Source organism: Rothia sp. HMSC069D01, from assembly GCF_001810135.1.
GTDB lineage: Bacteria > Actinomycetota > Actinomycetes > Actinomycetales > Micrococcaceae > Rothia.
Genome location: NZ_KV800076.1, coordinates 15233 through 36743 on the forward strand (window position 1 = coordinate 15233; position 21511 = coordinate 36743).

The window sequence follows — 21511 nt, forward strand, 5'->3', positions numbered from 1 at the left end:
TCATGACCGCTATTCAGCTTGGTATGCCCAAGGTCGTTCACTACGGCGAGGGCAACATTTTCGAAGAAACCCCCTTCCCCAAGTACGCGAAGGAAGAGCTCAAGAACGAGCAGCTACGCGCCAACCTGCGCTTCGTGACCCACGCGATCCGTAACAAGCGCGCACGCGTCACCGCAGAGGTGCCCGACTGGCAGGACCTGCGTAACACCGGTGAGTCCGTCAAGAACTACGTTCTGGCGAACCTGCCCGAGCTACTCGAACAGTTCGAGCGTAACTTCACCGCCGCAGGCGGCCACGTGCACTGGGCACGCAACGCCACCGAGGCAAACCAGATCGCTCTGGACCTGATCCGCGAGCAGGGCGTGGACGAAATCATCAAGATTAAGTCCATGGCAACCGCAGAGACCGGCCTGAACGAATTCCTCGAGGAAAACGGCATCAACGCTATTGAGACCGACCTCGCGGAAGAAATCGTCCAGCTCGGCCACGACCGCCCCTCCCACATTCTGGTGCCCGCAATTCACCGCAACCGCCGCGAAATCCGCGACATCTTCCTGCGCGAAATTGAGGGTATTAACCCGGACATCACCGATGAGCCGGCAGAACTGGCAGAGGCATCGCGTAACCGTCTGCGCAACAAGTTCCTGAACACCACCGTGGCAGTCTCCGGCACCAACTTCGGTATTGCTGAGACCGGTACCCTGACCATCGTGGAGTCCGAAGGTAACGGCCGTATGTGCCTGACCCTGCCCGACACCCTCATTACCTTCATGGGTATTGAGAAGATTCTGCCCACCTTCCAGGACTACGAGGCATTCCTGCAGCTGCTGCCCCGTTCCTCCACCGGTGAGCGCATGAACCCCTACACCTCCATGTGGACCGGTGTGACCCCCGGTGACGGCCCGCAGAACATGCACGTCATCCTCATCGACAACGGCCGTACCGCCGTTCTGTCCGACGAGCTGGGTCGCCAGGCACTGCGTTGCATCCGCTGCTCCGCTTGCATGAACGTGTGCCCCGTGTACGAGCGCGCAGGCGGTCACGCCTACGGCTCCACCTACCCGGGCCCCATCGGCGCGATTCTGTCCCCGCAGCTCTCCGGTATCGAGGCTGCAGAGAACAACTCCCTGCCGTACGCATCCTCTCTCTGTGGCGCTTGCTACGAAGTTTGCCCCGTGAAGATTAACTTCCCTGAGGTCCTCGTGCATCTGCGCGCTAAGGATGTTGAGTCCCAGCACGCTGTCCGCGAGTTCGAGGGCAACAAGAAGGCTCCCTTCTCGCAGATGGACGGCATGATGCTTGGTGCGAAGAAGCTCTTCACCTCCGGCAAGATGATGTCGATTGCAGAGCGTGGTCTGCCCATGTCCCGCCTTATCAGCGGCCGCAAGCACAAGATCACCGCTGTTCCCGGTATCGTCAGCGGCTGGACCGCTTACCGCGACATCCCCGAGCCCCCCAAGGAATCTTTCCGCAACTGGTGGAAGAAGGAGAAGGGTCAGGCTCCGGCACGCGATAACGCTGAGCGCGTTGACATTCAGGCCCTCATCGAGGCAAACAAGGGTAAGGTCGCTGAGGCGGCAGCAAACGCCAAGGCAGCTATGGACGCCCAGGCAGCCCGTGAAGCTAAGGAGAACAACTAATGTCCTCTGCTAAGGAAGATATCCTCGCACGTATCCGCTCGTCCCTGGCTGACGCACCCGTCGCCCCCGAGCCCGTACGTAACTACCGCCGCGTCAGCGAGCTGAACGAAGAGCAGACCATTGAGATGCTCGTCGACCGCCTCATTGACTACAAGGCAAACGTGTTCCACGCGAACAAGGGGAACATCTCCGAGGTCATCGCAGAGCGCCTGGGTGAAAAGTCCACCTACGTGGTTCCCGAGGGCCTGAACATGGAGTGGCTGCCGGCTGACACCGCTGACCGCAAGCGCGTCACCGACTCCGGTAGCACCCTCAAACCCGGCTGCCTGAGCCTGAAGGAACTGGACGCAGTTGACGCTGTGGTGACCGGTTCGACCGTCTCCTGCGCAGAGACCGGCACGATCTTCTTGAACACCAACCCCGATGAGGGTCGCCGCGCCATCACCCTGGTGCCCGACCACCACATCTGCGTGGTGCCCCGTTCCACCGTGGTGGAGCTGGTTCCCGAGTCGATCGAGCGTATCACCTACACCCGCCCCGTGACCATGATTTCCGGTCCGTCGGCAACCAGTGATATCGAGCTGATCCGCGTGGAGGGCGTGCACGGCCCCCGTACCCTGGACGTCATCATCTACGACGCTTAAGGTGCAGCGCCAGAAGGCAAACCTCTAAAGAAACCGCCCGAGAGCTAAGGCTCCCGGGCGGTTTCTTTATGCCCTCGAGGCTCCTAGTCTTCAGAAGCATATGCACCAGTCATGAGGATGCAAAAACGGTGGCGGGCCCATGTACCCGCCACCGTTCTGTGCTTTATAGGGTGGTGTATCGACGGTTAGCGTCGTAGCGCCCCGTGAGGGTGCTTAGGCGCGTGCGTCGAAGTGCTGCAGACCGGAGTCCTCGCGGCTACCGCCCTGGCCATCGCCAACATCGTGGTAGTCCTTGATCCACTCGATCTTCTGAACCCACTTGACCATCTTGTAGCCGTGCATGGAGTCCGCACGCAGACGGAGCGGGCCACCGTACACATCGGGCAGGGGCTTGTCGTTCATGCCCCACGCCAGGATGGTCTCATCTTCCATTGCCATGGAGATGTCCAGGCACTCGTAGTAGGGTTCGGTCGGGCGGCCGTCGTAGGTGTGGCCCACGTGGCCGAAGGAGGTCACCATAACGTAGCGTGCCTCGTCGGTCTTCTCGACCAGTGCGAGAACGTCGCGCAGGCGTACACCCTCCCACTTGGCAATGCCGGTCCAACCCTGCATGCAGGTGTGCATGGTGATGTTGACTTCCTTGCCCAGCTGCTTGAGCTCGTCAATGCTCAGGGACTTGGATTCCTTCACCAGGCCGCCCAGCTCGAGGCGGTAGTCAACGAACTCGTGCTCCTTCAGACGGTTCCACTCGGTGCTCTCACGCTCGGTCGGCGGGCGAGTGTTGACCCAGTGGAAGGGCGAAATATCGGCATCGGTGAAGGTCTTCTTCTGCACCTGACGGGAGGTGATACGGTCCAGCAGGACGTTACGAATCGGCTGGGTCAGACCCCAAATGAAGGTCTGGGTGAATCGCAGGTCGCGCAGGGACCAGTACGAAGCGAAGAGCCACAGCGCCACAGCGAAGACAATGCCGCCAATGAGCATGGTGACTGCCTGAGCGAACTGTGCTGCGTCGACCTCGTTGTAGGGCTTGTTCAGCATCATGTGGGCGATGTTGTACTGGGGGTGAACCACGAACACCAGCGCCACGTGAATGACGGTGAAGACGCAGTAGAACGCCATGCCCAGGAAGTGGATGGAACGTGCGGTCTGGCGGTTACGGAAGAGGCGCACGTAGCCGGGGAAGCGGCCGCAGAATGCCGGGCTCATAATCGGGCCGGTTGCAATCATCAGCGGTGCCACAATGAACACCACGGTGAAGTACATAATCTGCTGCAGAGCGTCGTACGGCTGGAAATGCTCAATGGAGGGAATCTGGAAGCCAGCGTAAATCTGGATGGATTCCCACGCCTGCGGGATGATGTCCCAGCTGGTCGGGACGATGCGGCGCCACTGGCCGGTCAGGAATAGCAAGGAGACGTAGACGAGACCGTTAGCAATCCAGATAAAAGTAACTAGAGCGTGCCATGCACGGCCGAGACCAATCTGGCCGTTACCGGGTAGGGAGATAAGCGGCGACAGTCGACGCTGGTCGTCGCGGGCAGTGAACTCACCGGGGACAGTCGAAACCTTGTCCTTGGTGAACTTGAGCCACTCGGAACCCGGGGTGCATTGGTTGTTCCAGTACAGACGGGGGTGAGAGGCGAGAACTTCCCAACCTGAACGAATCAGGAAGCCCATCATAATGAAGTTGATGAAGTGCGTAATTCGGAGCCATGACGGGAAGTCTAGCTCTACGCCACCAGTGCTCGCGGTGAGGAGTAGTTGGTGCATGATTTTTCCTTCGGAAATGACTGTGTGTGCAGACAATCGTTAGGATTCAGTGCGAGGCCTTGAGATGTGAGGTTAGAAATAATTACCTTTCTGACCCATATAATCCTCCTCCGTGGTTGGGAGCCGCCGGGGTATCGTCGCGGATACTCCCGAAAGGGGCGCCTCCCGTGTGTGAATGGGGAGGTACACCAGCTCCCGCTGGGGCGGAAGCGGCTCTGTGCATGTATGTTGGTTTATGTGTGTTTTAGGGAAATACCCTGTGTGCTTTCAATTTTATAGGACAAAGTGTCAGTCGCGAAAGCTAAGACACGTCATCTTCTGTAATATTTGCATAAAAAATCCGAATTTAAGGATTTTTTGCCTCTTCCCCCTGATTTATAAGGAGATTCAGATGCAAAAACTCGCCACACCCTACGATGAGGGCGTGGCGAGTTTTGAGCCTATATGTGGGATGCCTTGTGAAATTGAATAGCGTAGCTACCTGTTATTATGTGGTTTTTATTAAGGTAATCCCACATAAGGTTGCTGTGACTGTATGCGGGGTACCTGTCCAAACTAGTTCATTCCATGAAAGATCGAACCACCACATAGCCGCAGCTACTTCTGCGCAGCATCCGTATTCTCTACAGAGCCCCTGCGCTTCTTTGCCGCATCCCGAGACGCAGTACAGGAAGCAACCTCAACCTCGACAGAATCAGATTCAGCCTGAGACTTCAAACGAACCACCGGAATCATACCCGTAGTCAGCTTCGTCTGAGCATTACGCTGAGCCTTCAGAGCATTCATCTGTTCCTTACGGCTCGGCGCCTGCTGAGACGGTCCAGCAGAACCAAACGCCTGACGAATACCCAACGCCCACAGCGGGAACAGTAGAACCGTCAGCGCGCCACCGGCAACCAGCAGCGACGCCGTGGACTCCTCCAGAAGACCCGAACTGGTCGCAACCTCCGTCACCGCCACAATAATCGGCAGACCCGCAGCCGAATACAACGCCAACTGCGCCTTCTGCGCGCGAGTGGTCAACCCCGAACGGGTATCGAAGAAATGCTCCGCCAAAAGCACCGGAACACCACGGCACAGCAGAATACCCACCACCACGGCAAGCAGACCCAAAGGCTTAGCCACCACGGCAGACACATCAATACCCATACCGCTGACCACAAAGAACAGCGGAATCATGAACGTAAAACCAACCACCTCAAGGCGGCGAGTCATCATATGCAAAGCCGCCGGAGGGGTCAGAGTACGCAGAATCAGACCCGCCGCAAAAGCACCGAGCACCGCATCCAAATCAAAAAGGGCAGTGCACATAATCAAGGTCGCCAGCAGGAACATCGCAAGACGCAAAACCGTCTGACCGGTCGTATTCGCCTCCGCAGCCATAATCTGACGCAGACCCGGCACATGCGCAAACAGACGGTGAGGAATCAGCGCCACAATCACCGCAACCACCATAAACGCCAGCAGCACCACAAACGCCATACCCGGCGAACGCGAAGACAGCAGCAACGAAATAGCGAAAATCGGCAGAAGCTCACCCACAGCACCGTGCACCAGCACCGCATTACCCACCGGCGTGCCAGCGGCACCGTGAGACTTCAACATCGGCAGCAGCGTACCCAACGCCGTAGAACTCAGCGCCACACCCACCGCAACATACGTATTCAGCTCACGCGAGAACGACGTGATTACCGCCGCACCCGCCATACCCAAGGCAAAGCACACAACCCAGGTGGCAATAGCGCTATAGCCCTGACGGCTACGCAACGACGACACGTTAATCTCAAAGCCCGCAATCAAAAAGAGCATGCCCAAGCCCAGCTCCTTCAGCAGCGGGATGCCGCCCTCACTGCTGGCAAGATTGAACATATTCGGGCCAATGAGCAGACCAAAAATGAGCAGGAAGACCACATCCGGAATCTTCTTACCCGTCAGCCGCGAAAGAATCGGCGACAGCAACGCAACCAACGTAATCCAGAAAATGGACACAAACTGGCCGCTATCGTGGCTCGACCCATCCGACAGAGTCGTACCCGAAGCAAGAAGAGCACCAGAAGCCCCCAAATCCGTCAAGAAAAGCGGGGAAAAAGTCGAAAACATAAAACCTCAACGTGGTGTGTGCAGGTGGGGCGCGTTTGGGACAGTAAAAGGAGCGAAATCATGCTCCCGCGGGATTGCCCCACCTTTAAGAACGTACCAATGGTACACACCCAACCTCGTGCAACAACACTTGAACATCACCAACAGGGCAAGAAGCTCCAGCCAGCAGCCGACAGAGACACGGTATGAGAGCAAAACCTCCGCGCCACCACCCGAGCAGACACAGCTTCCACCGTTACACTTAACACCTATGCCAGCGCATCCGGCACACACCACCGGACGCGGCAGATACCCTGGCAGCGCACATCCCCTGTCAGGGAACACACCCCTGGCAGGGCGCACAGACTCTCAAACACGGCACTACAAGGAGCGAGGACATGGCAGTAGGGCGCACACAACCCATCCCCACCGTCAGCAGCGGGGTACGCGCCGCCTCCCTCGGAGGCACCCGACGCGACCTCGGGCTCGACCTCGCCCGCGCCTTCGCCGTGCTCAGCCTGCTCATCCCCTTCGGATACTGGCTGCAACTGATCCCAGTGTCCTGGAAGTTCTGGATCCCTCAGACCCTCGTACCTGCAGAACCGCTCTTCGCCGCAATCCTGGGTGCCGCCGCCTGGCGCTACGCCTGCACCGCAAACTTTCCGCAGTTCTTCGCCGGAACCATCGTGCGATTCCTCGCGCTACTTCTGCTGGGCGTGGCACTCATGCAGGGTGCCACCTACCTGCCGCAAGCCGGAGTGACCGTACCGGCGCAGGGCTTCGCATACTCTCTGCCCTTCGACATGCTCGTGCACCTGGCGCTACTGACCCTGCTCACCCTGCTCGTCGTGCACCTGCCCCTGTGGGCAATCGCAGTGCTAGCGGTGGTCACCAGCCCCTTCATCACCTGGACCTACACCCTCCTCATGGACGTAGCCGCTCGGGCCGACCAGTGGACCGCTACCCAGCTGCCGTTCCTCGCAAACCACGGCGTCAACCACGCGCAGAGCGCGCAGCTCATCTGGGTCATGTGCCTGGGTATCGTGCTCGTGCGCCTCTACGACAACCTGCAGGCAAAGCTCGCAATCCCCGTAGTGCTCGCCGTGCTGGCGCTCGCCGTCTACCGCACCTTCAACCCCTACACCGAGCTCGGCTTCCTCAACAGCCCGCAGGTGCTGCTAACCCTAAACCTCGCGGCAACCCTCTACTTCTGGGCAGAATGCGCGCGCCTGCTCTCCGCGCAGGCCGGAATGCTCACCCCCATCGCCCGCCTGGGCCAGATGTCGCTGAGCGCCTCCATTGTGCTGAGCGGAATCATTATTTACACAGGCCCCACCGTCAAGGCTTTCACTGCGGGCGAGCACTACGTCGCCACCGGAGGCTGGGGCACCGCCGTGTACTGGAGCGTCTTCCTGCTGCTCGGCGCCGCAATCGCCCTGGGCTTCTGCACCCTCTGGTCGCGCATGGCGCGCTCCATTGCCGGACGCGGCCCCCTGGAGGCGATTCTCGCCCTCATCTCCGGGCGCGGCTAACCCAATCTGAACTCAATACGAAAGCGACCCCCTTCCTGCGTTCCTGCGCGGGTAGGGGGTCGCCTCTATGTGCTCAACATCTGCAACAGAATCTGCGCCGGAGTCTGCAACAGAAATACTGCGGATACGACAAAGCCCCGGTCCAGTGGACCGGGGCTAGCTGTCGGGATGACAGGATTTGAACCTGCGACCTCGTCGTCCCGAACGACGCGCGCTACCAAGCTGCGCCACATCCCGATGTTGACCTATCAGCGAATACCGTAGGCAACTCACCTAGGATAACCCAAAAAAATTCAGAACGCAACACAGCGGCACGCCACCGGTCGGGGGGAGGGCACATAAAGGTTCTACGCTTCAGCCTCCTGAACCTGATTCAGCTCATCCCAGGAGGCGTACATCGCCGCAAAACGACCACCGGAGGCAATCAGCTGCTGCGGGGAGCCATCCTCCACCACGGAGCCCTCATGAATCACCAGCACGCGGTCAGCGCCCAGAACCGTCGAGAGGCGATGCGCAATCACCAGCGCCGTACGCCCCGCCAACACGGTCCGCAGCGCCGCCTGCACCGCGCGCTCACTCGGAATGTCCAGCGAAGCCGTCGCCTCATCCAGAATCAGCACCCGCGGATTCGCCAAGAACACGCGAGCAAAGGACACCAGCTGACGCTGACCCGCCGACAGGGTAATACCGCCGCGACCCAGCTGCGACTCGTAGCCCTCACGCAGACGCTCAATGAACGCGTCAGCACCCACCGCCTTCGCGGCAGCCTTCACCTGCTCATCGGATGCCTGCGGGTTACCCATGCGGATATTCTCCAGAATCGACGCGGAGAACAGGAACACCTCCTGGGTCAGCATGAGCACCTCACGGCGTAGCTGCACATCCGCCAGTTGGCGAACGTCCACGCCGTCAATACGCACCTGACCGGCTGAAACATCGTAGAAACGAGCTACCAGCTTAGCGATAGTCGACTTGCCAGCACCCGTAGCACCCACCAGCGCCACGGTCGTACCCGGCTCAATGCGCAGGCTCGTCTCCTTCAACGCGTGACGATCCGAAGTGTACCCAAAGACCGCCGAATCCAGCTCCACCAGAGCGCCCTGAACCGTGCCGGACGCGCCCTCAGTAACGCCAGTAGCAGATTCAGCTACAGACTCTACAGCCCGCTCATGCGGATGCTCCGGCTCAGCAACCTCCGGCTCAGCAACCTCCGGCTCCTCAGCCAAGAACGACGACAGCTTCTCCAGCGCTGACATCGCCGACTGGAACATGTTGTAGAACTCAGAGAGCTGCATGACCGGCTCAAACACACGGTTCGCGTAAATCACCAGCGCCAGCAGGGTACCGATCTGCATGGTGCCGCCCAGCACCGCATAACCACCCAGCACTAGCGCACCGGCAATAAACACATTGCCCAAAAGCATCAGCACGGGTGAGTAGACGCCGAAAATCTTAATGGAATCCATCACCGCAAGGCGGTAACGCTCCGACGCCTGAGCGTACTCATAACGCATCTGCGCCTCCGCACCAAACGCCTTCACCGCACGGATACCCGTAAAAGTCTCCACAAAACGGCTCGTCAAATGCGCAGACTCGGTACGCATCGTACGGAAAACCGGCACCGCGGTCTTCTGGAACCAGCGCGTCAAGAAGTAAATCGGTACGCCCATGACCAGCATGAACAGACCAATACGCCAATCCAGAAGGAAAATAGCGACCGCAGAAATCACCATGGACAGCAAGGTAATCGCCAACTGGCTGATGCCGCTGTCCAAGAAGCTGCGGACCGTATCAATATCGCTGGTCAAACGCGAAATGACCTTGCCCGAGGTGTACCGCTCATGGAACGACACGCTCAGCGACTGCGCGTGGCGGAACACCCGCTTACGCAGGTACACCACCACGCCCAGCGACACACGCACCGTGTACGCCACGTTGACCCACGAAAAAATCGCGGTCACCGCGGTAGCCGCCACAAAAAATACCAGCAGGGTCAGCAGGGGAGAAACGTCACCCTGCTTGAGCGGCTCAATGGAACTATCCAGGACGCGGGCAATCAGAATCGGCGCAATCGCCGAGGAACCCGAGACCAAAAGCACCGAAATAATCGACAGAGCCAACGCCCCACGGTGCGGGCGCAACATCTGGCGCAGTAGAGCCATCGAGCGTTCACGGGTCTCCGCGCGCTCCTGCGGGCTCATCTGCTCCCGCGGCTCCGCCGGACGATGATGGGCCATTAGCCCTCCTCCATCGTCATCAGCTGACGGTACTGCTCCGAAGAGTCCATCAGCTCAGCGTGAGTGCCTTCGGCGACCACGGCACCATCAACCATCAGTAGCACACGGTCCGCCAACGCCACGGTGGAGGGGCGGTGCGCCGTCAACAGGGTCGTAGCGCCGCCCAGGCCCTCCAGACCCTCACGCAGACCGGTAATAATACGCTCCTCTGTGTTCACGTCCAGCGCCGAGAACGGGTCATCCAGCAGCAGTATGGAGGGGCGCTTCGCCAAAGCGCGCGCCAACGACAGACGCTGACGCTGACCACCCGAAAGGCTCAGACCCTCCTCACCAATGACGGTATCCAGACCCTGCGGAAGCTCCGCCACGAAATCGCATGCAGCCAGCTGTAGCGCGGTCTGGAGGGTCGCCTCCAGCTCTTCTGCGGCGGGGTAGTCCTCATCCTCGGTGCCGTGCTCGTACTGCTCAGCAACGCCCATCAGTACGTTCTCGCGGACCGTGCCGGAGAAGAGCACCGCCTCCTCAAAGACGAACGCGGTCTGGGCGCGCACCTCCTCAATAGACATGTCAGCGGTGTCTCGGGTGCCAAAACGCAGGGAACCGGAGGTCGGCTCGTAGAAACGCGGAACCAGCGACAGTACGGTCGACTTGCCGCTACCGGTTGCACCCACCAGCGCCAGAATCTCACCCGGGAAGACCTTGAAGTTTACGTCCTTCAGCACGGAAACCTCGGGTGCCTTCGTCTCAGAAGCAACTTCAGAATTCGCCTCAGTGGTAGACTCAGCCGGCACCTTGGCAGCATCGTAGCTGAACTGAACGTGATCGAAAGTGACAGATACTGCGCCACCGCTGGGGTACTGCATAGTTTCCTTCCCGGAGCCGCCCTGAGCGGACACTCCAGCTACTGTTGACGAATCAGAAGCACCCTGCGGATGCTCGGGCCCAGACACAGCCGCGGAGCCACGAACCAGCGGCACGGCCTCAAAGCCGGGCTCGTCCATGACCTCGTTGTGGCGTTCGAGCGCCACCTTATAGCTCAAATAGGCAGACATCAGCGCGGTCGAGCGTGTCACGTGGCTGAGCACGGTCGTCTGCACCGCAAAGTAGGCGGTCATCGCGCCCAAGCTCAAGGTGCCCGCCGCAACCTGCGAAGCGCCCACAGCCAGCGCCACCGCCGTGGAGACACCCACAATCAGCCCCTGGTACAGGGCAACACGAGCCACAAGCATCGACCTGCCGTACTCGCGCACCTGCAGAGCATCCACCGACTCGGAGTATTCCTGAATCTGCTCGGGGGAGCGACCCAGCGCCTTAATCACGCGGATGCCGCGTACCGACTCCTCAATACGAGTGGAGAGATCGCCCGTCATCTGCTGAATCTCATGTGAAGCGCGGTAGTACTTGCGGGTGAAGTTCACCAGTGACAGCACCAGAATAGGCACGGTCACCACGAACACTAGCGCGAGCGACGGCGAAGAACGCAGCATGAAGAAGCCACCGACCAGGAACATCACCGCAACAGTCAGCATCTGAACAATACCGAAAGACAACCAACGGCGAATCGTCCCCAAATCGCTCATGGAGCGGGTCAGCAACTGACCGGAGGGCCAACGGTCCAACAGAGAAAGCGGGGCACTGAGCAGGCGGTCAAAGAAGTTCATGCGCATGGACAGCTCAATTGTGGAGGTCGGGTCCACAATCAGCCAGCGCCTCCAATACATGAAGGAGGCGTGCGCAATACCCAGCAGAAGCACCAGGCCGCCGGCAATCCAGATGGCGCTCTCGGTGGTGCTCTGCGAGAGATGATCCACAATAATCTGCAACATCTGCGGGATGGAAATCTCAAGGGCACCGGCACCGAACGCCACGAGCAGGCCCACGCCCCAGCGCACACGAATCGAACGCGCATACGCGGCGAGGGTGCGCGGGGCACGCTGACCGTGCGCGTAGTCGATCGGGTCGGGGGTCGGTTCGCTCGCCGTCTCCAGGAAAGGATTACGGCGGCGCTTAGTCGTGCGCGCTGTAGAAACCTCAGACATTAGAGACGACCACCCGCCGAGGTAGCGGAGGCGCCCTGCTCCTTATCACGAGCCGTGAGGGTCACCAGGATTGCCTCCGGTGGGCAGAACAGACGCACCGGCGCAAAACGAGAGGTACCCAAACCGGCAGAAACCTGAACCGGAATACCGGACTGCTCACTGACACCCTTCGCACGCGAAGGCGGCAAATCGCAATTGCTGACCAGGGCATGACCGCCGGGCAGACAGACCTGACCGCCGTGCGTATGACCGGCAAAAATAGCCTGCGCACCGTCCTGCACGAAGCGGTGCAGAGTACGCATATAGGGGGCGTGTGCCACGCCGATACGGACGCTCGGCTCGTTCCCCTCATCGAAGGCGCCGGGAGCGAATCCGGGGTGCTCATCGTAACGCAGGTGCGGGTCATCCACACCGGAGAATTCCAGGCGCAGACCCTTGAGGCTCAGCGTGTCATAGCGGTTGATCAGGCCCGTCCAGCCGCGCGACTCGAAGGCGTCGTGCATCCGCTCAATGGGCAGGGCCACGCGTGAGCCTTCCTCAATCATCTGCGGGGTGCGCGGCTGCCACAGGTAACGCGCCGGGTTCTTGAACACTGGCGCGAAATAGCAATTCGAGCCGGGCACAAACACGCCGGGGAAGTCCATGAGCGGGTCGAGCGCCTCCAGCAGCGGACCCATACCGTCCACGTGGGAGAGATTATCGCCCGTGTTCATCACCAAATCCGGCTCCAGGGCAGCCAGCGAGTGCATGAAATCAATCTTCTTCTGCTGGCCCGGGATCATGTGCATATCCGAAATATGCAGAATCCTGAAGTCAGGACTACCGGCGGGCAGTACTGGCAGGGACTCGGTGCGGAGCTGAAAATTGTTCAGCTCAATAAAGTGCCCATACGCCGCCGTGGCGGCCCCCAAAGCTGCAGTGGCGGCTACCGCCCCCGCTACCTTCTTCAGGAGCGGGGAGGAGCCGCGTGCGCCGGGGACCGCCACGGGGACGCGGGCGTTGACTGCGTTTTCACACATTATCAATCGCCTTTCAGGCTTCAGCTGATGAGCTGTGATTCTAGCTGTACGACAGAATCTTATCGCTGGGGGTGGTGAAGTCCTTCGTGTTGTACTTCGGTGCGATCGTCTTCATGAACGACTGCCACTGAGCACCGGCGTAGGTCGCACCATCCACATAGTTCAGAACACGACCGTTAATGCCCACACCGTTCAGGGAACGGAAGCCGAGGTTGTTAGAACCAACCCAAGACGCGGTGGACAGGCCACGAGTGTAGCCAACCTGCCAGGTCTGGGAGGAGTTATCGTTCGTACCGGTCTTCGCAGCCGAACCGTTCGGCAGACCAATACCGCGCTGAGAAGCGGAACCGCCAGGCTGGATAACACCCTTCAGAACCCAGCTGACACCGTTCGCGATGTCCGGATCCAGAACCTGCTCACACTGGTTCTGGTATTCCTTCATGGTTTCACCGTTGGTCTTGGTGATCTTCTCGATGGGGCGCGGGGTGCAGTACTTACCCTCAGAAGCGAAGATAGCGTACATGGATGCGCTGGTCAGCGGAGAGATACCGTACTTGGTACCACCAATGTTGGTACCCAGGTCGGGGATGCTGTGCAGCGGTTCGCCGGTACCATCCAGGGCGTGCATCTTGATGGACAGGTCGTGCACATCGCACAGGTCAAGCTGGGAGAGCATGCCGTACAGGTACGAGTTCAACGACTGGCGAATACCGTACGCCGCGGTGTTGTAGCCTAGGCCACCGTTGAACGCGTTCTTGTAGGACCAGCCGTTCGGCTGACCGGTGTAGTAGTACTTACCGCCCTCGTAGCACTTGGCGTTCCAACCGAAGCTGGTGGGCCAGAACAGCTGGGTACCGTTCACGGTAGCGTTAGCGCCGCGGCCGCTGATGAGCCACTGAGCCAGAATAATCGGTTTGAACGTCGAACCGGGCTGGAAGCCGCGGGTACCACCGTAGGCGCTATCAACGTTGTAGTTGTACTCGGTCTTGGAGTGGTCGTTTGCGTCAGCCGGGGTGCCGAGCTCAGTGTTCTGTGCCATCGCGATGACGCGACCGGTACCGGGCTCAACACTGGTCAGGGCGGAGTTCACGTCGTTCCAGTTGGTTGCTGCGGGCTGGGTGGAGTCCACTGCCTGCTTAGCCGCGGTCTGAGCCTCGGGGTTCAGGGTGGTGATCACCTTCAGGCCGCCACGCTTGATGGCGGTGTTACGCAGCTCAGCGGTTGCGCCGAGGGATTCATCCTGCAGCAGGTAGTTGACCACGTAGCGGCAGAAGAACGCCTTATCACCTGCCAGGGAGCAACCCTGGGACTTGGGGTGGACGTTGAGCTTAATGTCGCTGGCGATAGCGTCGCTGTATTCCTTATCGGTAATCTTGCCGTCGCGGAGCATAGTGCCCAGAACGATGTCGCGGCGTTCACGGGCGAGCTCGGGGTTCACGGTCGGATCGTACACGTTCGGTGCCTGCACCAGACCGGCAAGAAGCGCGGACTGAGCCACGTTCAGGTCCTTAGCGGAAATACCCCAGTAGTACTGTGCAGCAGCCTCAACACCGTAGTTCGAACCACCAAGGTTCACGATGTTCAGGTAGCCTTCAAGGATTTCGTCCTTGGACTTGTTCTGCTCCATAGAAATCGCAAGCTTCATCTCGCGAATCTTTGCGGCGTAGGTCTTGTTACCGTTCAGGGTCGCGGTAGCGTCCTCACCGCGAGCCACAGCGGAGTCAACAATGAGGTTGTTGACGTACTGCTGGGTCAGGGTGGAAGCACCCTGGCGGCGACCGCTGTTGGAGTTAATGATGTTGTTCAGGAACGCACGACCAATACCGATAGCGGAGACCGCACCGTGGTTGTAGAAGTCACGGTCCTCCACTGAGACGATAGCGTCCTTCATGTGCTGAGAAATCTGATCCAGCTTGACCGGTTCACGGTTCTCTTCAAAGAAGGTTGCGATTTCGGTCTTGCCGTCAGCAGCGTAAATAGTAGAAGGACGGGAGGAGATGCCATCGGCAATGTCGTCAGGAAGGTCCTGGAACCATGACATCGACGCGTTCGCGACCATACCGGCACTCACTGCCGGGGGTACGACAATAATTGCCGCGAGGAAACCGGCAATCACGCTGAACGCGAGGAACTGCAAAAAATCTCCCGGGCGGCGACGCGCACGGGTTTTCTTAGATGAAGCCATTCATTCAGTTTATCCCATGAAGCTGTGAGAGGAAGTCCGGTTCGGCACCCCACAGGGAGGTGGGCGCCTCAGCCCTGAGAATAAAGCCCCCAAAAGCGCCGGACATTGACCGAAACCATAGTAAATCCCTTTTACTTATTCGACCCTGAAAGCTAGTCTAGAGGGTATGAAGAAATGGGAATACGCAACTGTACCGCTGATGATCCACACGACCAAGGCAATCCTCGACAACTGGGGTGAAGACGGCTGGGAGCTCGTAACTGTTCTCCCCGGCGCATCCGCACCTGCTGGCGCAACCCCCGCGTCGAACATGGTCGCTCCGACTCAGGGCAACCCCATCGCCTACTTTAAGCGCGAGAAGGCTGACTAAGAGCAGCGTACCCGGCGGTCACCTCGCTATCCCGGCCCTCCTATAACTAGGGGAGCGCGGGAATAGATGAGGAAGACCGCCGGTTAGCCATTTAACAGCTGCCTGAATATCAGTAGCGTTTAGATTTACGGCATTTCCCCTATCACCGTTTGGGTGCCAGCACCCGCCATCCTTCTGGAGTAATCATGACTGAATCCCGTATTGAAGCACGTATCCGCGAACTCGGTTACGAACTGCCCGTAGCACCCGCCCCCGTTGCAGCCTACGTTCCGGCTGTTACGTCCGGCTCCTACGTGTACACCTCCGGTCAGCTGCCCTTCGTTGAGGGTGCTCTGCCCGAAACCGGTAAGGTTTCCGACTCCGGCGCTGAAGGCTTCGTGACCCCCGAGGATGCGAAGAAGTACGCGGGTATCAGCCTGCTCAACGCCCTGGCAGCGGTCAAGTCCGTCATTGGCGACCTGGACCGCGTGCAGCGCGTCGTGAAGGTTGTCGGCTTCGTGGCATCCGAGGTGAACTTCACCGCTCAGCCCGCCGTCATTAACGGCGCATCCGAACTGCTCGGCGAAATCTTCGGTGAGGCAGGCCAGCACGCCCGCTCCGCCGTCGGCGTTCCCGTTCTTCCCCTGGACTCGCCCGTAGAGGTCGAGATCATTGTTGAATATGTCTAATCTGTACACCGGCGCACTGCCGCTGTCTGCTATTCGTGCTGCCCAGGCTCAGCGGGCAGCACAAAGTGGCGCCCAAAAGACGGTGAACGGTATAGACGGTCACGGATCCGGCGAATCACAGGATATCAAGACTCTGCCCCTGCCGGTGCAGGAACGCCGCTTCGGCACCCCCACCCCGGCTGAAGGCGTGGAACGCCCCCGCATGTTTACCGGCCGCCAGTCAGGTCCGCGCACCGCAGCCATTCAGCGTCTCTACACGATTCCCGAGTTCATGCGCACCGCCGCCGAAAGCTGGTGTGAAGGCGGTAACGAAGGTGCGACCGGCTGCACGATGCGCCAGGCGGCATCCGTCATTTTTGTGCGCGACGGCGAGAACGGTCTCGAAACGATTCTGACCTACCGTCCCGGCACCTCTCCGCTGGGCGTGGTGGCTTTCCCCGGCGGTACGGCTCTTCCCGGTGATGATGAGTCCGCCTCCTGGGTGGGTCCCGGCGCCGACTACTGGCAGGACCAATTCCACTTCTCCGATATTGCGCAGGCACGCCGTAGCGTCATGGCTGCCGTGCGTGAATGCTTTGAAGAGACCGGCATTCTGCTTGCCGGCGAGGACGAACAGGACGTCGTGGAGCGCTCCAGCACCCCTGAGTTCATGGCGTGGCGTGAAGCAGTTGCCGAGCAGGACAAGAGCTTCTCTGACTTCTTGACCTCCAGCGGTTTGAGCGTGCGCGCTGACCTGCTACGCCCGGTCGCGCGTTGGCAGTCCCCGGACTTCTTCCTCAAGCGCTACGATATCGCCTACTTCACCGCGGCGTTGCCCGTGGGCCAGGACCCGAAGCTACTGCTCGGCAAGGGTGTGTGGGGTGACTGGCTGAACGTGCGTGAACTGCTCGAAGCCAAGGACACCAGCGAACTGGGTGACCGCATCGGCCAGCCTAACACGGTGGGCCGTACCCTCGACCAGCTCATCACCCCCGGCGTGATGAGCTTGCTCGAATCTTTGGCGAAGGCACAGACTTCCGTGGCATGGCTGTCCAAACGCCGCAATATTGAGGTGAAGAAGCCCGTGCTCGTGACCCACAATGGCGCGTGCATGCTCTCCTTCACCGAGGTGGTTCCGGCAACCACCGGTAGCGTGTACACCGGCGCAGCGGGTGTGCACTAACAGGCGTGCTCTAACGAGCTGCAGCAATGCTCGCCCGTACGATGAAGCGTTAAAGAAATCAGGAGCCGTTTCCCCATGCAGAGGGAAACGGCTCCTGATTTCTTTAAGTCGCGTGTCTTTCAGCGAGGGCGACCTAGAATACCCTAACTCAAAGAGGCTTTAGCGGGAACGCTGGCGCAGGCGGGGCAGGTCCAGAATGACAACTGCGCGTGCCTCCAGGCGGATCCAGCCGCGGGAAACGAACTCGGCAAGAGCCTTGTTCACGGTCTCGCGGGATGCACCAACCAGCTGTGCCAGCTCTTCCTGAGTCAGTTCGTGAGCAACGAGCACACCGTCGGTCGCGGGGCGGCCGAAGCGGTCAGCCAGGTCCAGCAGTGCCTTAGCGAGGCGGCCGGGAACGTCGGAGAAGACCAGGTCAGCCAGTGCCTCGTTAGCGTGGCGCAGGCGGCGAGCCAGAGTCTTAATGACCTGATCGGAGATAGTGGGATCGAGCTGCTGTGCACGCTTGAAGGACTCGTGCTTGATGGCAGCCAGGCGAGTCTCAGAGACAGCCACAGCGTTGGTCGAACGGGGCGAAGGATCGAAGAGAGCCATCTCGCCGAAGACGTCACCGGGACCCATGATTGCGACCATGTTCTCGCGGCCGTCAGCGGCGGTGCGACCCAGCTTGACCTTACCGGAGAGCACCGCGAAGAGCTGGTCGTCCTGGTCGCCCTCGTAGAAGAGGACAGCGTTGCGGGAGAGGTCAATCTCCTGAATGTCATCGGTCAGCAGAGCGAATGCTGCGTCGTCGAGGTTAGCAAAGAGAGGGGTACGACGGAGGATCTCGAGATCCATAAAGTTCTCCTAGATATGAGGTGATGAGCCGAAACTCGTAAATGTTCAGTGAGTGAGCCCGAACCGGTGTCATGCGTCTCAACATCTGAAATGTGAGAAGGCTCAAGCTAGTGTGACATATTCAACTGATATGAGCGTACCCTAAAAAAGCGCTTTATGCATTCCGATACAGCGAGCTTTACAACAAAAGTTATTTCTTTCGAGTAAATTCAAAGCTTCCCCACAGGTTCACCACCTAATATCAGGCATTCAGGTGTGTACTTTTATCGGTACCAAGCACGCTGACGCCCTCATGACAAGGAGGCTCCCGCCTCCACACGCGGTACGATGCGACGAGGCAGAAACCCGGCCCCGAAACCTTCGGGTACACAAGCCCGCCGCACCCACCACCGGGTGTCAACGCGCCACCACACTCACCGGGCACAGCCCGCACCAACCACAATGGGCACACCGTGACCACTTCTACCCACCAAGGAGGCAATTAGTCATGACGACTGGCATCAACCTGCTTGATATTGCTATCCCCATCATCCTGCTGCTCTACTTCCTCGCCGGAGTCCGCAGCGGATTCTTCACCACCCTCGGAACCTTCCTCGGCCTGGGCCTGGGCGTCTGCGCCGCAGCCTGGCTCGTACCCCTCGCCGTGGCATCCGTGGGATCACAGTGGAGCCTCATTACCGCCGTCGGCGTGCTCATCATCTGCCTGACCATCGGACAGTGGCTCGGCCTCCTTGCCGGACGCACCATCCGCCGCGTCACCGATATCACCCCGCTCAAGGGCATTGAACGCTTCTTCGGCGGCGTGCTGAACCTCGCCGCCTGCGCCCTGGTCATGGTCGTACTGACCATCTCCATGCGCACCGTACCCATCCCGCAGCTCAACACTGCGCTCAGCGACTCCAAGACCCTCTCCTGGATGGTCGCCTCCACCCCCGAGGTCGTCAAGGACCGCATCAACACGGTACGCAATGACGTGCTCGCCTTCGGAACCATTCCGGAAGTCAGCCAACTCATCGCCCCCGAAACCAGCGCCCCCACCCAGACCGTAGAATCCGCGGCACTGGACCGGGCGGCTGCCTCCGTGGTTGAGATTCTGGGCGCTGCCGAGCAGTGCGGCTACACCTCCACCGGTTCCGGCTTCGTGGCGGATAACGGCCTGGTCGTCACCAACGCCCACGTGGTCGCCGGCGTTACCTCCCCGGTCGTACAGGACTCCCGCGGCCGCACCTGGCCCGGCACCGTCGTCTACATGGACACCGAACAGGACCTCGCCTTCATTAGCGTTCCCAAGCTGCCGCTCGCACCGCTGAACATCGGCACCAACGCCACCGCAGGTAGCCTCGTGACCTTCATGGGCTACCCCAAGGGCGGCCCGTTCAAGGCACTACCCGCCACCGTGCAGGGCATCGGCAACACCCAGACCATCGACGCCGACACCGGCCGCGCCAACGCTATGCGCCAGGTCTACCAGCTGGCAGCCGACGTGCAGCACGGCAACTCCGGTGGCCCCGTCCTCGACGAAAACGGCAACGTGGTCGGCGTGATCTTCGGTAAGGCAACCACCGGCCAGGCCGGATACGCCATCACCGCAAGCACCCTCAAGCATGCACTGGCAGAAGGCGGCGACAACACCGCCGCAGTCTCCACCGGCACCTGCCGCAAGTAACGAGTAAAAACATTCAGGCTCCCGAACCTCTAGCGAGGAACGGGAGCCTGAACTATTTAACGCTGAATTGTTGAGCGAGGGGGATAGGCGGGGCTATTCTGCCAAATGCTGCGCTGCTATTCCGCAAGGTGCTGCGCTAGGAAATCAACCGCCATGACGTAGCCGTACGCACCCGCACCGGCAATCACCGCGGTAGCCTGCGGCGACACAAACGAATGATGACGGAACTCCTCGCGGCGATGCACATTCGACAGGTGCACCTCAACCACCGGAAGCTCAGCCGCCTCCAACGCATCGTGCAGCGCCACCGAGGTGTGCGTGTACGCCGCCGGGTTGATAATAATCGCCGCGCCACGAGTGCGAGCACGCTGAATCTCATCCACCAGCGCCCCCTCATGATTCGACTGCATAAACTCAACATCAAAACCATGATCCGCCGCGCGTTCACGCACCATACGCTCAATATCGTGCAGAGTGGTGTAGCCGTACACCTCGGGGCGGCGCTGCCCAAGCAGGTTCAAATTCGGTCCATTAAGCACAAAAATCGTATCTGACATAAAACCAGTGTGGCACAGTAGGCGCCCGCCAAGCGCTAGTCGGCGCGAACTGCCCAAAAAAAGATGAGACACAGAAAATGATGGGCGAGCGAGCCAAGTACGGTGAACCTCGCTACCGCCCACATACCCAAGCCCGGTACCCTCGCGCTATGACCGAGAACGCCACCCAGCCCGCAGCGGGCGCACAGAACACTGCAGCACGCAACGCTGCGGCACAGAACACCGAATCGCTCCTGCAGATCCGATTCGTTCCCGAATTCAAAGCCGCAGCCGCCGCCCGCCGCCTCAACGCACGCGCACCCGAAAGCCACCTCGCCACCGTGCGCCGCGCCCGCAAAATCAACCGCATCCTCGGCGAAACCTACCCCTACGCCGTCGCAGAACTCGACTTCGACAACCCCTTCGAGCTGCTCATCGCCACCGTGCTCTCGGCACAAACCACCGACGTGCGCGTCAACTCCGTCACCGGTGCTCTCTTCGCACGCTACCCGGACGCTGCCGCGCTCGCCTCCGCACGCACCGAAGAGGTCGAACCCTATATTCAGTCCCTCGGCTTCTACCGCGCCAAGGCACGCTCCATCATCACCCTCTCCCAGCAGCTTGTAGAACGCCACAACGGGCAGGTTCCCTCAACCCTCGAAGAGCTCGTAGAACTCGCTGGAGTCGGCCGCAAAACCGCGAACGTCGTCCTCGGAAACGCCTTCGACGTGCCCGGACTGACCGTAGACACCCACTTCGGCCGCCTCGCCCGCCGCATGGGGTTCACCACCGCAGACGCCCCCGAAAGGGTCGAAAAAGACGTCGCCGAACTCATCGATCGCAAAGACTGGACGCTCTTCTCACACCGCATGGTCTACCACGGCCGCCGCATCTGCCACGCCAAAAAGCCCGCCTGCGGTGTATGCCCCGTTGCCGACCTCTGCCCGTCCTATGGAGCCGGGGAGACGAACGAACAAACAGCACGTAAACTCATGAAATACGAAATGGCACCCGGTCGAGAAGACCTGCACCTGCGATTCCTGCAGGGCGCAACCCGCCGCGAACTCATGGCAGAAGGCTACCCGCTCAGCGCCTAACGGCGACTGAACCAAACCGGAATGCAG

General features: G+C 60.0%; 16 protein-coding genes and 1 tRNA gene. 8 read left to right on the forward strand and 9 right to left on the reverse strand.

Annotated elements, in window-relative coordinates; all coding sequences use genetic code 11:
* The first annotated feature begins 2 nt into the window (after positions 1-2).
* Positions 3-1640, forward strand: a complete 1638-nt coding sequence (locus HMPREF2710_RS00135; protein WP_049353896.1) for a LutB/LldF family L-lactate oxidation iron-sulfur protein — start codon at positions 3-5, stop codon at positions 1638-1640.
* The gene (locus tag HMPREF2710_RS00140) at positions 1640-2284 is read left to right on the forward strand and encodes a LutC/YkgG family protein (protein ID WP_049359531.1); all 645 of its coding nucleotides are present in this window, start codon (positions 1640-1642) and stop codon (positions 2282-2284) included. Before HMPREF2710_RS00135 ends, HMPREF2710_RS00140 begins: the two co-directional genes overlap by 1 nt.
* A 213-nt stretch (positions 2285-2497) precedes the next feature.
* Here HMPREF2710_RS00140 and HMPREF2710_RS00145 read toward each other — a convergent pair whose 3' ends face one another.
* Both HMPREF2710_RS00145 and HMPREF2710_RS00150 read right to left on the reverse strand, forming a co-directional pair.
* On the reverse strand, positions 2498-4057 hold the full coding sequence (locus tag HMPREF2710_RS00145; protein ID WP_049359528.1) for a molybdopterin-dependent oxidoreductase: 1560 nt from the start codon (positions 4055-4057) through the stop codon (positions 2498-2500).
* Positions 4058-4654: 597 nt separating this feature from the next.
* Positions 4655-6157 (reverse strand): cation:proton antiporter, encoded by a 1503-nt coding sequence (locus tag HMPREF2710_RS00150; protein ID WP_070598885.1) that lies wholly within the window; start codon positions 6155-6157, stop codon positions 4655-4657.
* A gap of 377 nt (positions 6158-6534) precedes the next feature.
* On the opposite strand from HMPREF2710_RS00150, the gene HMPREF2710_RS00155 reads away from it, so the two are divergent.
* Positions 6535-7668 carry a hypothetical protein gene (locus HMPREF2710_RS00155; protein WP_070598887.1) on the forward strand — a complete coding sequence of 378 codons (1134 nt, stop codon included), beginning with the start codon at positions 6535-6537 and terminating at the stop codon, positions 7666-7668.
* 163 nt (positions 7669-7831) lie between these two features.
* Here the strand turns inward: HMPREF2710_RS00155 and HMPREF2710_RS00160 are convergent.
* The 5 genes from HMPREF2710_RS00160 to HMPREF2710_RS00180 all read right to left on the reverse strand — a co-directional run bounded on the left by HMPREF2710_RS00160 (position 7832) and on the right by HMPREF2710_RS00180 (position 15148).
* Positions 7832-7905: transfer RNA gene (locus HMPREF2710_RS00160), tRNA-Pro, on the reverse strand.
* A 110-nt stretch (positions 7906-8015) separates the two neighbouring features.
* Positions 8016-9905 carry an ABC transporter ATP-binding protein gene (locus HMPREF2710_RS00165; protein WP_070598889.1) on the reverse strand — a complete coding sequence of 630 codons (1890 nt, stop codon included), beginning with the start codon at positions 9903-9905 and terminating at the stop codon, positions 8016-8018.
* A complete protein-coding gene (locus HMPREF2710_RS00170; protein ID WP_070598892.1) occupies positions 9905-11944 on the reverse strand; it encodes an ABC transporter ATP-binding protein in 2040 nt (679 codons plus the stop codon). Before HMPREF2710_RS00170 ends, HMPREF2710_RS00165 begins: the two co-directional genes overlap by 1 nt.
* Positions 11944-12963 (reverse strand): metallophosphoesterase, encoded by a 1020-nt coding sequence (locus HMPREF2710_RS00175; protein WP_070598894.1) that lies wholly within the window; start codon positions 12961-12963, stop codon positions 11944-11946. The genes HMPREF2710_RS00170 and HMPREF2710_RS00175 overlap by 1 nt, the downstream gene beginning before the upstream one ends.
* 40 nt (positions 12964-13003) lie before the next feature.
* Positions 13004-15148, reverse strand: a complete 2145-nt coding sequence (locus HMPREF2710_RS00180; RefSeq protein ID WP_049351940.1) for a transglycosylase domain-containing protein — start codon at positions 15146-15148, stop codon at positions 13004-13006.
* 166 nt (positions 15149-15314) lie between these two features.
* Between HMPREF2710_RS00180 and HMPREF2710_RS00185 the strand changes: the two genes are divergently transcribed.
* From HMPREF2710_RS00185 to HMPREF2710_RS00195, 3 genes are all read left to right on the forward strand, one after another.
* Complete coding sequence (locus HMPREF2710_RS00185) at positions 15315-15518, forward strand: DUF4177 domain-containing protein (protein WP_005504647.1); 204 nt, start codon at positions 15315-15317, stop codon at positions 15516-15518.
* A 185-nt stretch (positions 15519-15703) separates the two neighbouring features.
* Positions 15704-16186 (forward strand): RidA family protein, encoded by a 483-nt coding sequence (locus tag HMPREF2710_RS00190; protein WP_049363379.1) that lies wholly within the window; start codon positions 15704-15706, stop codon positions 16184-16186.
* Positions 16179-17348: an NUDIX hydrolase gene (locus HMPREF2710_RS00195; RefSeq protein WP_070598897.1), complete on the forward strand. Its 1170-nt coding sequence runs from the start codon at positions 16179-16181 to the stop codon at positions 17346-17348. Before HMPREF2710_RS00190 ends, HMPREF2710_RS00195 begins: the two co-directional genes overlap by 8 nt.
* 159 nt (positions 17349-17507) lie before the next feature.
* On the opposite strand, the gene HMPREF2710_RS00200 is transcribed toward HMPREF2710_RS00195, so the two are convergent.
* Entirely contained in the window at positions 17508-18185 is a 678-nt protein-coding gene (locus HMPREF2710_RS00200; protein ID WP_012902921.1) for a Crp/Fnr family transcriptional regulator, read from the reverse strand.
* Positions 18186-18672: 487 nt separating this feature from the next.
* Between HMPREF2710_RS00200 and HMPREF2710_RS00205 the strand changes: the two genes are divergently transcribed.
* A complete protein-coding gene (locus HMPREF2710_RS00205) occupies positions 18673-19851 on the forward strand; it encodes a MarP family serine protease (RefSeq protein ID WP_049363374.1) in 1179 nt (392 codons plus the stop codon).
* 116 nt (positions 19852-19967) lie between these two features.
* On the opposite strand, the gene aroQ is transcribed toward HMPREF2710_RS00205, so the two are convergent.
* Positions 19968-20408: a type II 3-dehydroquinate dehydratase gene (aroQ, locus tag HMPREF2710_RS00210; RefSeq protein WP_044150130.1), complete on the reverse strand. Its 441-nt coding sequence runs from the start codon at positions 20406-20408 to the stop codon at positions 19968-19970.
* Positions 20409-20557: 149 nt separating this feature from the next.
* Here aroQ and nth point away from each other — a divergent pair, with 149 nt between their 5' ends.
* Positions 20558-21484 carry an endonuclease III gene (gene nth, locus HMPREF2710_RS00215; RefSeq protein ID WP_070598899.1) on the forward strand — a complete coding sequence of 309 codons (927 nt, stop codon included), beginning with the start codon at positions 20558-20560 and terminating at the stop codon, positions 21482-21484.
* The last annotated feature ends 27 nt before the right edge of the window (positions 21485-21511 follow it).

Excerpts from the sequence above, each read along its gene's own strand:
- HMPREF2710_RS00135 (WP_049353896.1), top strand. The coding sequence starts at position 3 with ATGACCGCTATTCAGCTTGGTATGCCCAAGGTCGTTCACTACGGCGAG.
- HMPREF2710_RS00140 (WP_049359531.1), top strand. The coding sequence starts at position 1,640 with ATGTCCTCTGCTAAGGAAGATATCCTCGCACGTATCCGCTCGTCCCTG.
- HMPREF2710_RS00145 (WP_049359528.1), bottom strand. The coding sequence starts at position 4,057 with ATGCACCAACTACTCCTCACCGCGAGCACTGGTGGCGTAGAGCTAGAC.
- HMPREF2710_RS00150 (WP_070598885.1), bottom strand. The coding sequence starts at position 6,157 with ATGTTTTCGACTTTTTCCCCGCTTTTCTTGACGGATTTGGGGGCTTCT.
- HMPREF2710_RS00155 (WP_070598887.1), top strand. The coding sequence starts at position 6,535 with ATGGCAGTAGGGCGCACACAACCCATCCCCACCGTCAGCAGCGGGGTA.
- HMPREF2710_RS00165 (WP_070598889.1), bottom strand. The coding sequence starts at position 9,905 with ATGGCCCATCATCGTCCGGCGGAGCCGCGGGAGCAGATGAGCCCGCAG.
- HMPREF2710_RS00170 (WP_070598892.1), bottom strand. The coding sequence starts at position 11,944 with ATGTCTGAGGTTTCTACAGCGCGCACGACTAAGCGCCGCCGTAATCCT.
- HMPREF2710_RS00175 (WP_070598894.1), bottom strand. The coding sequence starts at position 12,963 with ATGTGTGAAAACGCAGTCAACGCCCGCGTCCCCGTGGCGGTCCCCGGC.
- HMPREF2710_RS00180 (WP_049351940.1), bottom strand. The coding sequence starts at position 15,148 with ATGGCTTCATCTAAGAAAACCCGTGCGCGTCGCCGCCCGGGAGATTTT.
- HMPREF2710_RS00185 (WP_005504647.1), top strand. The coding sequence starts at position 15,315 with ATGAAGAAATGGGAATACGCAACTGTACCGCTGATGATCCACACGACC.
- HMPREF2710_RS00190 (WP_049363379.1), top strand. The coding sequence starts at position 15,704 with ATGACTGAATCCCGTATTGAAGCACGTATCCGCGAACTCGGTTACGAA.
- HMPREF2710_RS00195 (WP_070598897.1), top strand. The coding sequence starts at position 16,179 with ATGTCTAATCTGTACACCGGCGCACTGCCGCTGTCTGCTATTCGTGCT.
- HMPREF2710_RS00200 (WP_012902921.1), bottom strand. The coding sequence starts at position 18,185 with ATGGATCTCGAGATCCTCCGTCGTACCCCTCTCTTTGCTAACCTCGAC.
- HMPREF2710_RS00205 (WP_049363374.1), top strand. The coding sequence starts at position 18,673 with ATGACGACTGGCATCAACCTGCTTGATATTGCTATCCCCATCATCCTG.
- aroQ (WP_044150130.1), bottom strand. The coding sequence starts at position 20,408 with ATGTCAGATACGATTTTTGTGCTTAATGGACCGAATTTGAACCTGCTT.
- nth (WP_070598899.1), top strand. The coding sequence starts at position 20,558 with ATGACCGAGAACGCCACCCAGCCCGCAGCGGGCGCACAGAACACTGCA.